Raw genomic sequence first — 14,453 nt, 5'->3', positions numbered from 1 at the left:
ATTTACTTTAAAGGGTTGTCTTCAGACAGCTCTTTTTATTTAATACCACCCCCTTCTCGCAGCATTAATAATCGTGCTCAGATTCAGAACTAAAGTATAACGAATTCTTTTTCCGTAATCTTTAAAGCCAGGTTCAAAACCTAACGATGACTGAACGGGAAGAAATATTTCAAGAAAATCAGGAATCACACGAACTTTTACGCCGCTATCCCAGATAAATTGTGTTGGATTGTTTTTATTTTTATATAAACCTGCATCAGCATATACATGGAAGATTTTCCAGACGCTTGAATCGACATTGAATGAAGTAATCCATTGATTGGCTGTTCCCGGAATAAATGATTTAAAACCACCATCTGCCAAAACATATTGCTGAGACAAAACCCCGCTCGTTGCGCTTTGTCCTAAGAGATTATAGGCAAATGAATAATCAGAAACTCTTGAAATTCCATAGTCGAAAGTGTTGTTTCGGGTTTCATTTTTGGCGAAATACCCTGCAAAAAGTCTTAAGCTCAGCTTTTGTCTTGGCGCAAATTCCCATCGGTAAAAACCTTCGGCTGTGATTTTGTTATAATCCTCCATTCCCTGTGTGCTCAGGCTGAAACTTTTTTCGTGAATCATCTGGTTGTCAGAATATCCGTAACCGGCTGTCCAGATATTGTATTTTCCGTAATCATTAGCGAGAATCATTTTCTGACTAAGATCTCTTTCAAAATAACTGTAACTGAAACTCAATCCTCTGCTTACCGTACTTCTCGGATTTTTGCGGAAATTGATATTTGTGGAAAAAGATGTTTTTTGATATGACAGATCATAATCATAATGAAAATAAGATCCTGAAACTCCAAACGTCAAACGCTGAATAATGCTTTCAGCGGGCAAAAAAGAATAGGAGACTGCTCCCGAACCTGTCAATTTTTGAGTTCCTGTACTGTAATAAGGAGTTAATGAATACAAAAATTTCTGGTCAAAAAGCGATTGATTCTTAAAATTCATCCCGATAAGGAATTTATCGTAAGTATTGGAGAAACGTATTCTCGGGTTCAGATATATTTCATTGAATTCAGGATTCGGAATGTCTTTAATTAATTTAAACTTGATTTTTTTGGCATTTGAAAACAAACCTTTTGTATAAAGGAAATTATCTCTGTAATTGGCTTCAGGAAATATATAATCGTTGTTTAAGGTAATTTTATACACCTCTTCAGAAGGAAGATTTACGGTTTTTAATCGTTCGTTTTTTTCCGTTTCTATCCAGTAGGAAGTTTTTGTGCCTTCTTTTGTTTCTGTTTCCAGCTTTACAGGAATTGCCTCGTCAGTATTTTTTACAATTTTAATATTCAATGAATCATCTTTGGCTCTGAAATTTTTAAGCTTAAAATTAATTCTGTTTTTCTCTCGTAAAAAACCTTTTAAATAGGAAGTTGAAGCATCTTCTTTGGCAAGCTGATCCAGGAAATCTTCAGGAGTAATCTGCTTATCAGTATTTTCAGCAATATAGTTTTTCAATAAATTGTTGAATTTCTCTTCACCCATTTTATCTGCAGAATAGTTGAAAAGTGTTCCAGTTTCGAAACTACTGATTGCCATATCATTGAAATTGCTGAGGTATGAATACGGCTCATCAATTTTCTGATCAAGATTTTGCGACATGATGTACTGATACGCCAAACCATATCGATCCAATAATTTCACCCTCGATGCGTGAAACCATTTCAAAGGTTTTAGCCCTAAAATATTCGTTTCCGGAAGATTCCCCAACAGTTTTTTATCGCTGTAGAATTTTTTCAGGTATTGAATTTCGAGATATGATTTTAAACCATTTTTAAACCAGTGATTTTCTTCTTTATCAGTGATAATGCCTTCATCTAAGATCTTTTTTGAAATAATTCCGAAATAATCAAGATCGGTATTTTCTGCATCGGAAAAAAGTTTAAATCTGAATGTCCAAAAGCGAATATCATTATTGCCGAAAAAATCTTCTTTAGCTCTGAATTTCTCAGAAATAAAAATTCTTTCAGGAATAAAGCCAATTCTGTCTTTGATAAATCTAAGCTGTAGAGGAAGGTAAAACTCAAGATTCTGAATTTCCTGTGGCGTGATATGATAACCAAATTTGATTTCTGTCTTAATATCTTCCGCATTAATTTTTATCTCAGGAAAGTTGTTTTTTGAAATAATAAATTCCGGATCAGAATCTAAATATCCTTTAAACGAGTTGGGTAGAGTCTGCTCAAGATTACTTTCAATAAAATTATTACCTGAAGTTTCGAAATCTACCGTCCAATACGTATTGAAATTGACAGATTCTTCGGTGTCGAGAAAATCTCTTTCATCATTGTTTTCGGGATCGAAATGATCAGGAACAATAAAGAAATATTTCAAGGCTGTATCTTGTGCAGAAACACCGTAACCGGTAAACTTTTTGTCCGGAAGCTGCATTTTATACTGTAGTTGGAGCTTGATGCTTTTTCCGGGTTGTAGGCTTTCATTTAAATTGACGTATAAGTTTTCGTCAGAAATATTGTTAATAGGAATCGATTGGTTTTCAGTGTTTTTTATATTTAGCTCTAAAACTTTTCCCAGCTCATGCTTTTGTGCAAAATGAAGACTGTTGTTTCTGTCCTCAAGTTTTCTGTAAACGAGTAATGTGCCTCTTTTTTTGTAAGCAGAGATCCAGTTTAAAAGTTTAATGCTGTCGAGACTTTTTTCAGAATGATTGTGATAGATAATTTCCTGATTCACTTCAAGGGTTTTATTATCCTGCGATAATTTAGCCTTAATATAAATGCTGTCCTTTTGTGCAGAAACCTGTACAATTCCAAATATCAAAAAAATACCAATGCAAAACTTTTTCAAAATACCTATAAAGCTTCAAATATAGCTTATTTTAGATTTAATTCTTATGATTTTTTAGTTAAGATTTATCAAAAATCAGTATTATATTGCAGATTGTTTAAATAAAATTGCTCCCGAAAAAGAGAGCAATTTGATGATAAAAATGTTGATTTTATTTCTAAAGTGAAGCCAGATAAGCATTCCAGCCTTTATTCTTATAATTACTTGCTGCTTCTCCAGGGTTTTCAGATTTGTAAATTCCTCTTCCGACAATGATGAAATCGGTGTGAAGTGTTTTAAACACATGTTCAGGAGTATTATACTGCTGACCTTTTCCGTCCCCGGAATCGGCTAAATTTACGCCCGGAGTGAATAGCAATACTTCTTCAGGAAGGGCATTTTGAGAAACACCGCCGATCACATTCGGATGAGATAGAGCTATTTTTAAAGCTTCTTCTCTGTAAGAATTTGTCGTTAAAGTTCCTTTTGAAGACATTCCGATAATCGCTACAACACCTACATTTGTAAAGCAGTCTAAAGATTCGAAACCACCGATGACCTGAGAAGTCACAAAATCTGCCCAGTCTGTAATTTTGAAAACGCCGCTGGTGAATTGTAATTCCTGAGTGTTCCCGATGTCAGCAAATTTTCGGTCTTCCATTAATAAAAATTTATACTTTGAAGCCAGTTCTTTCAAAGGAACAATGGTATTTTGATAATCGAAATCTGAAATAATATCGATGTGCGTTTTTAAAGCAATAATATGCGGACCTACTTTTTCTGCCAGTTCAAGCAATTCCTGAGTGGTTGTTACATCAGCCGAAGCAATCAGGTTGGATTCTTTTGCCAAAGCAATTTCTAATAATTTTTTTGAAACAGAATGCTGTGCATTTTCAAATTTTTCCTGATAAGAAAGCCTTTTTTTCTCTTCAAACTGAATATGATTTCCCTGTAAAAAATCCTGAATTCTCTTTACTTCTTCATTGCTTAGTTCTCCTTCTTCCTGCAGAATTGTACAAACTTCGGAAATATTAAACAAAGTATGAACTCTGAAACCTCTACTTTCTAAAAGTTGTTTTCCGCCCTGTTCTCTATCAAGAACAACGACAATATCGGCAACTTTCAGATCTTCCTGCTCAACTTCGGCAATGGTTTCGATCAACGATTTTCCGGAAGTGATCACATCTTCTACCAAAAGACAGTTTTGTCCTTTCTGGTAAATTCCTTCGATCATTTTTTTAGTTCCGTATTCTTTCGCTTCTTTTCTTTTGATGATTAATGGGATGTAGCTTTCCAGAGACATTGCTGTTGCCATCGGAAGTGCAGCGTAAGGAACTCCGCAGATCAGGTCAAAATTATCCAGAGGAAGCATTTCCAGTAAATAATTGGCAAGGTTTTTTAAGATTTTGGGATCTGATGCCAAAGGTCTTAAATCTACATAAAACGGACTTTCAATACCGCTTTTTAATGTAAATCTTCCGAATTTGATGATGCCCAGTTTGTAACACTCCAAAAAGAATTCTTTCTTACTTTCCATTAATTTTTTATTAGATGGTGCAAATTTAAGGATTTGATGTTTAATGTCAATTGTGAATTGCCTGAAAAAGAGATTTTAAATTACCATTAAGTTTATTAAAAGTTTTAGCATTATATAAGAATCAACCAATTGATTTAAGAAACAGCTTAATGATTTTTACTTTAATTAATCTTAAAAATTTTCCTTTAATGGTTTAAATTTAAATCTTTCACAAAAAAACATCCCCGAAAGGATGCTTATATTATTTAACGATATCTGCGTCGATGATTTTTGTAGTTTCAGAGCTGTATTTCTGCTCGGCTTCCCAAAGTAAGAATTTATCAACTTCCCTTATCAGCTTCGGAATTGCTAATGACAAAACTGCCAAGTCATCTAATACTCCTGCAACAACAATGAAGTCCGGAATAATATCGATTGGCGAAATGACATAGAGAAGTCCTACCAAAGGAAGAATAAGATCCATCGACTTTACAGGATACGCTCCTTTTCTCCACATATTCACCATTCGGAAAATATCAGGTATTTTTTTTACGAAGCCTTTGTGGGCAATTGCCTCTTTGGCAAGATTGAGTTTTGAATATTTCATTTTTGTGTTTGCTTTTAAAATAATTTCAACTCTGTAAATTTCGCAAAATTTATACCAAGTAAATCTAAATTTTAGTTAAAGTTTACTTAACAATATTATCGATGAACTGATGGATAGATTCTGCGTCCCAATCAGTTGCAGCATCTTCCTTGATTAAAATTCTTCCGTTTTGGTCTAAAAGAAACGTTGTAGGGAAAGCTTTAGGAAGTATTTTTTCAGAGATTGGGCTTTGTGCAATGTACACAGGAACCGTATAATTATTTTCCTTTAAAAAAGCTCGAACTTTCTCTTCTTCATCCTTCATTGCAATCAGCACAAAATCGATATGGCCTTTTCTCCGGTCATACAATCTTTGAATGGATGGCCATTCTTTTCGGCAAGGAGGACACCATGTTCCCCAAAAATTCAGAAAAACAGGCTTGTTCTTAAAGTTTTTCAGATTGGTACTCGGTACGTTGATCCCCTGTAGATCGACATCGTAGTCATCCTGACTGATGTGAACGGCATTTTCTATCGTTGCCACCGGAAAAAATTGATCCTTAAGAAAATTTCTTACTCCGGGAACTAAAAATATAATGCCCAAAATGATGAGGATGACAATCGGTGTAATCAGTTTTTTCATATTCACTATTTTACAATAATTCTAAAATCTCCTGAATGGCATCTTTTCCTCGGTTTCTCGAGTAATAAACCTGCAAATCGTTGTAAAAACTTTCTTTTGGGTATTCTTCAGGATTTGCTTTAAATTTTAATAACAATTCACGACCAAATTTCGGACGCGGTCCCCAGGAATTTTTCACATTATAGTTTTCATCCAGGATAATCACTTTCGGGATAGATTCGGTTCCGTTGGTTAAAAACTCATTGATCAGGCTTTTATCGCTGTCTCGTAAAAAGATTTTCACTTCATTATGACCTTCAAAAAACTTTACCAAAGCTGGAACTGTGGCACTTGCATCACCACACCAAGCTTCAGAAATAATCAGAATTTTTCCGTTGAAACTCTTAGATTTTAGTTCGTTGAGTTGTTCTTCATCGATTACGAATTTTTTCAGGGTTCTGTCCATTCTCTGGATTCCCAGTTCATAATACATTTTATATTCTGCATCTTGCGGAGTCGCAGGATTTTCGAGTCTTTCATGCGCAATCTGAAGATAATCTTCAAAAGAAATTGCTTTGTCCCAGTAATTTTTCATTACCAATATTTTTATTAAAAATTATTAATGTTTCTCGTTTTATTGATCAGAAATAAGTCTGCCAAAACAAATGCCGCCAAACTTTCCACCACAGGAACAGCTCTCGGAACCACACAAGGATCGTGTCTTCCTTTTCCTTCTACTGTTACTGCATTTCCATCTTTATCAACACTTTCCTGAGGTCGTAAAATCGTTGCGACAGGTTTGAAAGCCACACGGAAATAAATATCCATTCCATTAGAAATTCCGCCCTGAATTCCACCAGAAAGGTTCGATTTTGTAGAAAAATCGGTGTTAAACTGGTCGTTGTGTTCGCTTCCGGTCATTTTTGCACCGCAAAATCCGCTTCCGTATTCAAAGCCTTTGCAGGCATTAATGTTGAGCATTGCTTTTGCCAGTTCAGCCTGAAGCTTAGAGAAAACGGGTTCACCAATTCCTACAGGAACGTTTTTAATAACACAGGTAATTGTTCCGCCGATTGTGTTTCCCTCTTTTTTGATTTCTTTAATTTTTGAAATCATTTTTTCGGCAGTTTCAGCATCGGGACAACGGACTTCATTGCTTTCTGTTTTAGAAAAATCTAAATCCTGATAAGGCTTTACACAGAAAATTTCGCCAACGGAAGAAACGTAAGCATTGATTTCAATATCTTTTAAAAATTGTTTGGCTAAAGCTCCTGCAACGACCCAGTTGATGGTTTCTCTTGCCGAAGATTTTCCGCCGCCACGATAATCTCTGATGCCAAATTTCTGGTCATAGGTAAAATCGGCATGACTCGGACGATAAGAATTGGCAATATGATCGTAGTCTTTCGATTTTTGGTTTTCATTTTCAATCATAAAACCAATCGGTGTTCCCGTCGTTTTACCTTCGAAAATTCCGGAAAGAAATTTTACCGTATCACTTTCTTTTCTCTGTGTAACGATTGCAGATTGCCCCGGTTTTCTGCGGTCTAATTCGTATTGAATTTTTTCAAAATCTACTTCCAGACCTGCCGGAAAATTATTAATGATTCCGCCGTACGCTGCGCCATGACTCTCGCCAAAAGTTGTAAGGCTGAGAAGATTACCTAAAGTATTGAACATAGTACAAAATTACCGTTTTTTATTCAGATAATAAAGTCTTAGGTAATGGCTTTATTGATAGTTCTTTTTGATGATTTCAATGGTTTTATGCAATTCTTTTTTCTCTTTAGCATTAAGCTTTTTCCAGATGAAACCTTTTTTTAAATCATTTTTATCAATTGGCTGTGGAAATATTCCTAATTTTTGATAATCTAAAACATAGCTTTCTGAAATGGCAGGCGTTGGTGTATCAAAGTTAAAAGGATAGTGTTTTGAAACGTTGAAGTTCAGATCTCCGACTTGATAAGATTTGTATTGATTGTATTCGTAATTTGATGGTTTTAAAAGCTGTTTTTTTTCAAACTGAGTCATAAATCTTCCTACATTAAAGCTTGGTACAAATTTCTGAATAAGATTTGGAAAAGAGAACAATCCAACTACAGCACAAATTAAAAATGAGGAAATCTGAAACGATTTTTTTGTATTTAAATGTTTAAAAAAGATAACAAAAAACATCACAAAAAAAACATCGATGAAAAATCGGTATTGCGCAGAAAAAAGTAGGATTAGAACACTTTTAATTAAAATAGAAATACAAATTAAACTGACGATTTTATTTCTTTTAATGAGAGAAAATATGATAAATCCCATTAAACTTACAACAAATAAAATATTGATTATGGATTTGATTCCTTTTAAAAATAACCAGTTTTTGATATGCTCAAACCATGAGAATTTTAAAATTTCTTCATACGTGTATTGTTCATCATACATTTTTACCTTGGCGAATTCTGAGGATGCTCTTAACATTTCGGGATTGGCTTTCCATGAAATTCCCAAGTCGAAAACAGCAATAGGAAAAAATGGATACCCGAATATCCAGATGTTTTTTAACGTAAAGAGTAGAAATACGAACGAACCGAAAATAAATTTTTTATAATCAAATTTAGAGATGAAAACAGAGTAGAGGAGAATGAAAATTGGCAGCCAGATAATGGTAGGTTTTATAGCAAATGTAAAAACTGAAAATGCAAATAAGAATGAAAGGTTTTTGTTCCCGGATAAAATTTCATTTAAAATAATGAGAGAAAAAGTAATGACCGGTAAATCCGGACTTGGAGATTGTGCAAAAATTAATAAAACCGGAACAAAAATCAACTGAAGCCAGCTTTTGTTTTCAATGATGTATAATACATAAATAATCAGCAGTACAGCATTAAGTTTGAGAATCGGATCCGAAAAATTACTGAATCCGGCCTGTAAAATATGCCAAGCCGACATTTGTCCTAAAATCAGATCGAGATTAGAAATTCCTTTCACCAAACCATATTCTGTAAGCCATTTGATCGACGGAACATAATATCCGAAATGATCTAAAATAAAAGGGTAAAAAGATCCGCAAAACAAAATAACCGCAGTTAAAACTCCCAAAACAACAAAATATTTTCTTGAAATTTTATAAAATCCTAAGTAAAGGTTTTCTTTAAAAAAGAAGAATAACCCGATCAAAATTGCAGGTATTTCAATATATAAATTGAGTGGAATAAAGAACGAAACAATTGTAAAAATCAGTCCCAATAAAAAGATTCCGGATAGAATTTTCCCCGAAATACCATTTAAGTTTTCTCCTATAAATTTTTCAAACAATTTTCCCCAACCCATAAAGGTTGAAATGATTAAAAACGAAGAAAATAATATTAACAGCATAAAAAAAGATTGCCTAAAAATAAGCAATCTTTCATGTTTTTGAAAATATTTAATTATTTAGGCTGTACTCGACCGCTTTTTCTGTCTTGTGCTCTACCTAAAGTATATCCTGTCGCACCACCGATAATACCACCTACAACGGCACCACCGCCACGGTTTTTCTTATTTACAATTGCGCCTAAAGCAGCACCACTCACTACACCGATCGCAGTACCTTTAGCTGCTTCACTGATTCCTTTTTTCTGAGCGGTCGTACCTTGTGAAGAGCTTCCTCCTGAAGAAGAACCACCGCTACCTGAAGAAGGGGCATCTCTATAAATTGTTTTCGTTTCTTTAATTACCTGCGGTTTTGCAGCAGCTGCGGTTTTTGCTTTTTCAACTTCTGCAATGCTATCGGCTTTTTTCTGTGTTTCGTATGCAAATCTTTCTCTTTCAATAGCCAGTTTTTGTTTCTCTATTTCAAGCTGTCTCACTTGAAATTCCATTTTTTGTTGTTCTAAAGTTTTCTCGGCAACTTTATTGTCATCCTTCTTACAGGCACTCAGTGTAAAAACTGAAATTAAACCTGCTAAAACTATATTTTTCATAACTCAAATTTTTCTATTTATTAATTATTAAGCTGCGAGGCTTTTTATATTTAACCCATTCCAATTATGAAGCCAAGTTTTAGTTAAAGGATTGTTAAAATTTAAAATTATGTTAAATAAATATTATACTAAATGAATTTTACATCTTATGATAAGGGAATACTTGTATTTAACAGATGATATTTATAATTTGAATATTTTAGATTGAAATCTTTCTAAAAAGATCTTATATTGTATAAAATAAAAAATCCCTAAACTTTCAGAATAGGGATTTTCGAGGTGCCTAGCGGATTCGAACCGCTGTAGATGGTGTTGCAGACCACTGCCTAGCCGCTCGGCCAAAGCACCGTTTAGAGTGGTGCAAATATACTCAAATTTATATTTTCTCCAAATTTTTCAGGCAATTTCTTTAACTCCGATGTTGTCGATCTCGCTTTTGGTCTGTCTTTCAGTCTCATAATTTTTATAATTAATCACTCTGGTGTCTGTCATCCCATCATGCCATCCTTCAGAGCCGAAAAATGTAAATGCTTCAAACGGAATGACTCTATAAAGACTTCGTGAAAGATATTGTTTACTTGTTGGTCTCATTCCGTCTATGCTGATTACTTTTGTACCCGTAACATACTTACCGGGCGTTTTTCCGTCGGTGTAATATTCCCAAAGGAAAAAATAGATAACAGCAACCACTGCACCTACAAATACATCCCAGATGAAGCCACCATTATTAAAGAAGAAAAAAAAGTTATTAAAAGTAAGGTTGTAAATTATAGTAGACAGAATCCCTAAAATAATATGAATAATCATCAAAATTATGGTGTCTATTAAGTTATTGACGAATCTTGTGCCTAAAGACGCTTTGTGTCTGTCGACAATTTGTAAATATTTTCTCATGGTTATGTTTAGTTTTTATTACAATCCTTTCAGGGTTAGTTTTAGATTGGCATTGATGTCAATGACTGCGGTAATTCCTAAATCATTTAAAAGTATTCTTGATGGTTTTAAATTAAATACTTTTCCACTAATTTTTAAGCCTTTGTAATATTCTTTATTAAAAGCTTCTTCGATGCTTTTTTTAGAAGAGGTTTCCAGTTCGTTTGTCGGAATTCCGTATTCATCTTCAATCATCTTTACAATTTTGCCTTTGAAAAGGGAAGTTGCCAATTTTTGAAGGAGGTTGGATGTTTTTAGCTTAAACTTTGTATCCGAAAGAACAATTTTTTTCTTTGTTTCATCATACACAGGAATTCCCGAAATAAAAGCAGTTCCGTTCACATAACCTTCCGTGTCGGCTTCTATCATGATGCGGTCTGCTTCCCCATAAACTTTAATGTCGGTAATTCTCACTTTAGAATCTCTGATGTCAAATTCTTTATTTAAAAATGTCTTTTTTGCAATATTTGTCGCTTCCGAAAAAGGAATATTTGCTGTAGTTTGTAAAAGAAATTTATCAGCAAGAAGCGGAATGAAATTGAAGTTCATAACCGTTTTTACAGGTTGTGAAGCTTCGGGTTTCGTTCCTGTAAAAGTTTCCGAAAAAATATCAATTCCTATATTGGTATCGATTTGATTTCCATAGAACTTTAAAGGAGTAATATTAACATTAATGGGAGTTACTTTCAACCAAGTATTGTACTCTTCCGAAATATTGCATGGTTGTGAGAATGCATTCCAGGCTAAAACGGCGTATTGCTGAAAATTCAGTTGTGCAGCCATTTGTTCGTCAATGGTTTTGCAGAATTTATATTGCTGGTCTTTCAAGCTTGATTCTACAAGCGAAGTAATCGGAATTTTTATTTTGCCGTAATCCAGTACAGGTTTTGTCACCCACTTAAAACCCATTGGCTGCGTAAAAGTACTTACAGACCAGTTATTTTTAAAGCTTAAAGCGGTTTTAAAATACATAACCGTTTCAAAAGTCGTTTCCTGATAAGTATAAATGCCAAGCGTGCCGATTCCTTTTTCTGCCCAGATTTTTAAGGGAACTTCAATGAAAATATTTTGATTGGCATCTCCTACCAATCGTATCGGACGGGTTTTCCAGACTTTTACCTTAAACTGATCATTATCGTTATCGGTATAAGAATCATCCTGAAAAATAAGATCTTTCACCGATGAATTTACCATATTGCTGATTTCCGACAACGGAATCGTTACCGGCATCGTGATGCTCGATTTTATTTTCGGAAAACTGTAAACTGCCTGATTATTTTCGGTTTGAGCAAAAATATTAAACGAAAGAAGTACGAAAAGAAAACTTAAAATTCTCACCTGAATGTTTTATTTTGAAAAGTGAAATTAGTTATTTTCTGCTGAACCACCCAACAAAAAACTTTTTTCAAGTTCGATACTGGCGCCTTTCATTTCGCCTTTCATGGGCGGACTGGTTTTGGTGATCTTCAATTTGATATAAGAAATCTGTTCAAAACTGTCATGAATTTTAGCAATAATTCTTCCTGCAACGTGCTCCAGAAGTTTAGAGTTGATTTTCATTTCGTTGTGAATAATATTGTTAATTTCTGCATAACTGATGGTGTCGTTCAAATCGTCAGATTCAGCGGCATTCCAAAGATCAGTGTGGATTTCTACATTTAAGATATAATAAGTTCCAATGATATTTTCTTCGGGTAAAACACCGTGATAAGCATAGATTTTTACGTCTTCAAGATATATTTTGCTCATGTTTATTTATTTTGATTAAGCAAAAATCGTTTTAATTCTTTTAAATAGGGTTTTATTTCCGTGCTTTTTTTATCTTTTTTCATTAATTCGTCTAATGTTTCAGGAAGTTTAATTTTTAAATTGATGGCTTTTTCCACAGCATCAGGAAATTTTACAGGATGAGCGGTACTCAGAATAAATCCTTTTTTTTCAGGATTGTCTTTCAAATATTTTTCCAGGGCGAAATAAGCAACTGCGCTGTGAGGCTCAAGAACATAGCCATATTTTTCATAGACTTTGGTAATAGTTTGTAAAGTTTCTTTATCATTAATAGAATAACCCGAAATTTTATTTTTTAATTCATTAAATTGATTTTCGAAAAGTTCTAAAATTCTTACAAAATTACTCGGACTACCTACATCCATTGCATTGGAAAGTGTTGCTACAGTATCTTTCACTTCAAATTTTTCATTCTTTAAATAATTCGGAATGACATCATTTTCGTTACAGGCAGCTATAAAATGCTCTGCAGAAAGTCCTCTGAAATGAGCAAGAAGTCCTGCACAGATATTACCGAAATTTCCACTCGGAACACAAATTATAGGTTTCTGACTTTCCAATTTTTGCCATTGTTTTAAAGCTAGCAAATAGTAAATTTGTTGAGGAAGCCATCTTGCAACATTAATAGAATTTGCAGAAGTTAAAAATATTTTTGAATTAATTTCTTTATCCGAAAAGGCTTGTTTTACAAGTTGTTGACAATCATCAAAACTTCCATCCACTTCAAGTGCAGAAATATTTTTACCAAGAGCTGTTAATTGCTTTTCCTGAATGCTACTCACACGATTTTTTGGATAAAGTATAACAACATTAATATTTTCGACATCATAAAAACCATTGGCAACTGCACCTCCAGTATCTCCTGAAGTTGCAACCAAAACCGTAACTTTTTTATTTTTATCTTTCAAAAAATAGGATAGGCATTGACTCATGAATTTTGCGCCGATATCTTTAAAGGCTAAAGTAGGACCATGAAAAAGTTCTAAAGAATAAATATTTTCATTAATTTTTTTCAAAGGAATTTCAAAGTTGATGGTTTCCGAAACAATATCTTTTAAAATTTCAGACGGAATTTCTTCACCCACAAAATCTTTCATACATAGAAAAGCAATTTCTTCATTAGAATATTGATTTAAATTTTCAATAAAATCATTATCAAATTGAGGAAGAAATTGTGGGTAAAACAGACCTTTTTCTTTTCCTTGTCCTTTTATTGTAGCTGTTTTAAAATCTACAACTTCGTTTTTATCTTTTAAATTGTAATATTTCATTCGCTTTAATTTTTAATCTTCAATGATTTTAATTCCTGATGGATTTATCTTTGAAACATACACGAAACTTTCGATCTCCATTTCATCATAAATTGATTTCATCAATTGAGCAATGTTTTTTGCTGTTTCTTCTTTTTCGGATAACATAAAGATTGATGGTCCCGAACCTGAAATTCCTCCACCTAAAGCTCCGATATTCAAGCTTTTTTCTTTGATTTCATCAAATTTTGGAATTAAAATACTGCGTATAGGCTCAACAATTACATCATTTAGACTTCTTCCAATAAGCGCAAAGTCATTTTTTTGAATCCCTGCGACCAATCCGGCAATATTTCCCCATTGTTCAATTGCATCTTTCAAAAGAATATTTTTCTTCAAAATCTGTCTTGCGTCAGAAGTTTTTACTTCAACTTGCGGATGAACAGCTGTTACGAATAAATCCGGCGAATTCAACGGAACAATATCAACGGGATTTGATGATTTTACTAAAGTTATTCCGCCAAAAATGCAAGGTGCAATATTATCGGCGTGTTTTACCCCTGAAGCCAATTCTTCACCAAACATTGCAAAATGAACAAGTTCTTCTTTAGTGAAAATATTTCCTAATAAAATATTTGCTCCCATTACTGCTCCTGCTGCACTTGCAGCACTTGAACCTAATCCGCTTCCCGGTTTTATATTCTTATGGATGATAACTTCAAAACCTTTTTTCAAGTTTAAACGCTCCTGAATTTTTAACAATACAACACCTGCAACATTTTTTGATGGCTCTTCGGGTAAATCAAAATGATCTTTGTGCTTTATAATGATTTCCGGGCTCTCTAATATTTTCAATTCCATCTCATCGTAAGGTTCATGAATTGCCATTCCAAGAATATCAAATCCACAAACGAGATTGGCAACAGTTGCCGGAACTTTTAATTTAACTTTTTTCATAATTTTAAAT

Annotated in this window: 13 protein-coding genes and 1 tRNA gene; all 14 read right to left on the bottom strand. The window is 33.7% G+C overall.

Annotation, left to right across the window (positions count from 1 at the left end):
- Positions 1-39: 39 nt before the first annotated feature.
- The 14 genes from BM371_RS16795 to BM371_RS16730 all read right to left on the bottom strand — a co-directional run bounded on the left by BM371_RS16795 (position 40) and on the right by BM371_RS16730 (position 14,443).
- Positions 40-2,859: a gluzincin family metallopeptidase gene (locus BM371_RS16795; RefSeq protein WP_034673029.1), complete on the bottom strand. Its 2,820-nt coding sequence runs from the start codon at positions 2,857-2,859 to the stop codon at positions 40-42.
- Positions 2,860-3,016: 157 nt separating this feature from the next.
- Positions 3,017-4,375 (bottom strand): orotidine-5'-phosphate decarboxylase, encoded by a 1,359-nt coding sequence (gene pyrF, locus BM371_RS16790; RefSeq protein ID WP_034673031.1) that lies wholly within the window; start codon positions 4,373-4,375, stop codon positions 3,017-3,019.
- Positions 4,376-4,616: 241 nt separating this feature from the next.
- Entirely contained in the window at positions 4,617-4,961 is a 345-nt protein-coding gene (locus BM371_RS16785; RefSeq protein WP_034673033.1) for a YkvA family protein, read from the bottom strand.
- A gap of 82 nt (positions 4,962-5,043) precedes the next feature.
- Positions 5,044-5,583 carry a TlpA family protein disulfide reductase gene (locus tag BM371_RS16780; protein WP_034673035.1) on the bottom strand — a complete coding sequence of 180 codons (540 nt, stop codon included), beginning with the start codon at positions 5,581-5,583 and terminating at the stop codon, positions 5,044-5,046.
- A gap of 10 nt (positions 5,584-5,593) precedes the next feature.
- Complete coding sequence (locus BM371_RS16775) at positions 5,594-6,157, bottom strand: thioredoxin family protein (protein WP_034673038.1); 564 nt, start codon at positions 6,155-6,157, stop codon at positions 5,594-5,596.
- Positions 6,158-6,171: 14 nt separating this feature from the next.
- Positions 6,172-7,242 carry a chorismate synthase gene (aroC, locus tag BM371_RS16770; protein WP_034673041.1) on the bottom strand — a complete coding sequence of 357 codons (1,071 nt, stop codon included), beginning with the start codon at positions 7,240-7,242 and terminating at the stop codon, positions 6,172-6,174.
- A gap of 51 nt (positions 7,243-7,293) precedes the next feature.
- A complete protein-coding gene (locus tag BM371_RS16765) occupies positions 7,294-8,928 on the bottom strand; it encodes an LIC_10190 family membrane protein (RefSeq protein WP_034673043.1) in 1,635 nt (544 codons plus the stop codon).
- A gap of 53 nt (positions 8,929-8,981) precedes the next feature.
- On the bottom strand, positions 8,982-9,515 hold the full coding sequence (locus BM371_RS16760; protein ID WP_034673046.1) for a glycine zipper domain-containing protein: 534 nt from the start codon (positions 9,513-9,515) through the stop codon (positions 8,982-8,984).
- 277 nt (positions 9,516-9,792) lie between these two features.
- Positions 9,793-9,863: transfer RNA gene (locus BM371_RS16755), tRNA-Cys, on the bottom strand.
- 48 nt (positions 9,864-9,911) lie between these two features.
- The gene (locus BM371_RS16750) at positions 9,912-10,409 is read right to left on the bottom strand and encodes an RDD family protein (RefSeq protein WP_034673048.1); all 498 of its coding nucleotides are present in this window, start codon (positions 10,407-10,409) and stop codon (positions 9,912-9,914) included.
- 18 nt (positions 10,410-10,427) lie between these two features.
- A complete protein-coding gene (locus BM371_RS16745; RefSeq protein ID WP_034673050.1) occupies positions 10,428-11,786 on the bottom strand; it encodes a DUF4403 family protein in 1,359 nt (452 codons plus the stop codon).
- A 27-nt stretch (positions 11,787-11,813) separates the two neighbouring features.
- Positions 11,814-12,197: a dihydroneopterin aldolase gene (gene folB, locus BM371_RS16740; protein WP_034673053.1), complete on the bottom strand. Its 384-nt coding sequence runs from the start codon at positions 12,195-12,197 to the stop codon at positions 11,814-11,816.
- A gap of 2 nt (positions 12,198-12,199) precedes the next feature.
- Entirely contained in the window at positions 12,200-13,507 is a 1,308-nt protein-coding gene (thrC, locus tag BM371_RS16735; RefSeq protein ID WP_034673055.1) for a threonine synthase, read from the bottom strand.
- A 12-nt stretch (positions 13,508-13,519) separates the two neighbouring features.
- A complete protein-coding gene (locus BM371_RS16730) occupies positions 13,520-14,443 on the bottom strand; it encodes a homoserine kinase (protein WP_034673057.1) in 924 nt (307 codons plus the stop codon).
- Between the last annotated feature and the right edge of the window lie 10 nt (positions 14,444-14,453).

The sequence above is a fragment of the Chryseobacterium formosense genome (genome assembly GCF_900116415.1).
GTDB lineage: Bacteria > Bacteroidota > Bacteroidia > Flavobacteriales > Weeksellaceae > Chryseobacterium > Chryseobacterium formosense.
Note: the sequence above shows the minus strand (reverse complement) of the source record. Positions and strands in the feature narration are given on the sequence as shown.

Coding starts and splice junctions, on each gene's coding strand:
- pyrF (WP_034673031.1), bottom strand. CDS start 4,375: ATGGAAAGTAAGAAAGAATTCTTTTTGGAGTGTTACAAACTGGGCATC.
- BM371_RS16785 (WP_034673033.1), bottom strand. CDS start 4,961: ATGAAATATTCAAAACTCAATCTTGCCAAAGAGGCAATTGCCCACAAA.
- BM371_RS16780 (WP_034673035.1), bottom strand. CDS start 5,583: ATGAAAAAACTGATTACACCGATTGTCATCCTCATCATTTTGGGCATT.
- BM371_RS16775 (WP_034673038.1), bottom strand. CDS start 6,157: ATGAAAAATTACTGGGACAAAGCAATTTCTTTTGAAGATTATCTTCAG.
- aroC (WP_034673041.1), bottom strand. CDS start 7,242: ATGTTCAATACTTTAGGTAATCTTCTCAGCCTTACAACTTTTGGCGAG.
- BM371_RS16765 (WP_034673043.1), bottom strand. CDS start 8,928: ATGCTGTTAATATTATTTTCTTCGTTTTTAATCATTTCAACCTTTATG.
- BM371_RS16760 (WP_034673046.1), bottom strand. CDS start 9,515: ATGAAAAATATAGTTTTAGCAGGTTTAATTTCAGTTTTTACACTGAGT.
- BM371_RS16750 (WP_034673048.1), bottom strand. CDS start 10,409: ATGAGAAAATATTTACAAATTGTCGACAGACACAAAGCGTCTTTAGGC.
- folB (WP_034673053.1), bottom strand. CDS start 12,197: ATGAGCAAAATATATCTTGAAGACGTAAAAATCTATGCTTATCACGGT.
- thrC (WP_034673055.1), bottom strand. CDS start 13,507: ATGAAATATTACAATTTAAAAGATAAAAACGAAGTTGTAGATTTTAAA.
- BM371_RS16730 (WP_034673057.1), bottom strand. CDS start 14,443: ATGAAAAAAGTTAAATTAAAAGTTCCGGCAACTGTTGCCAATCTCGTT.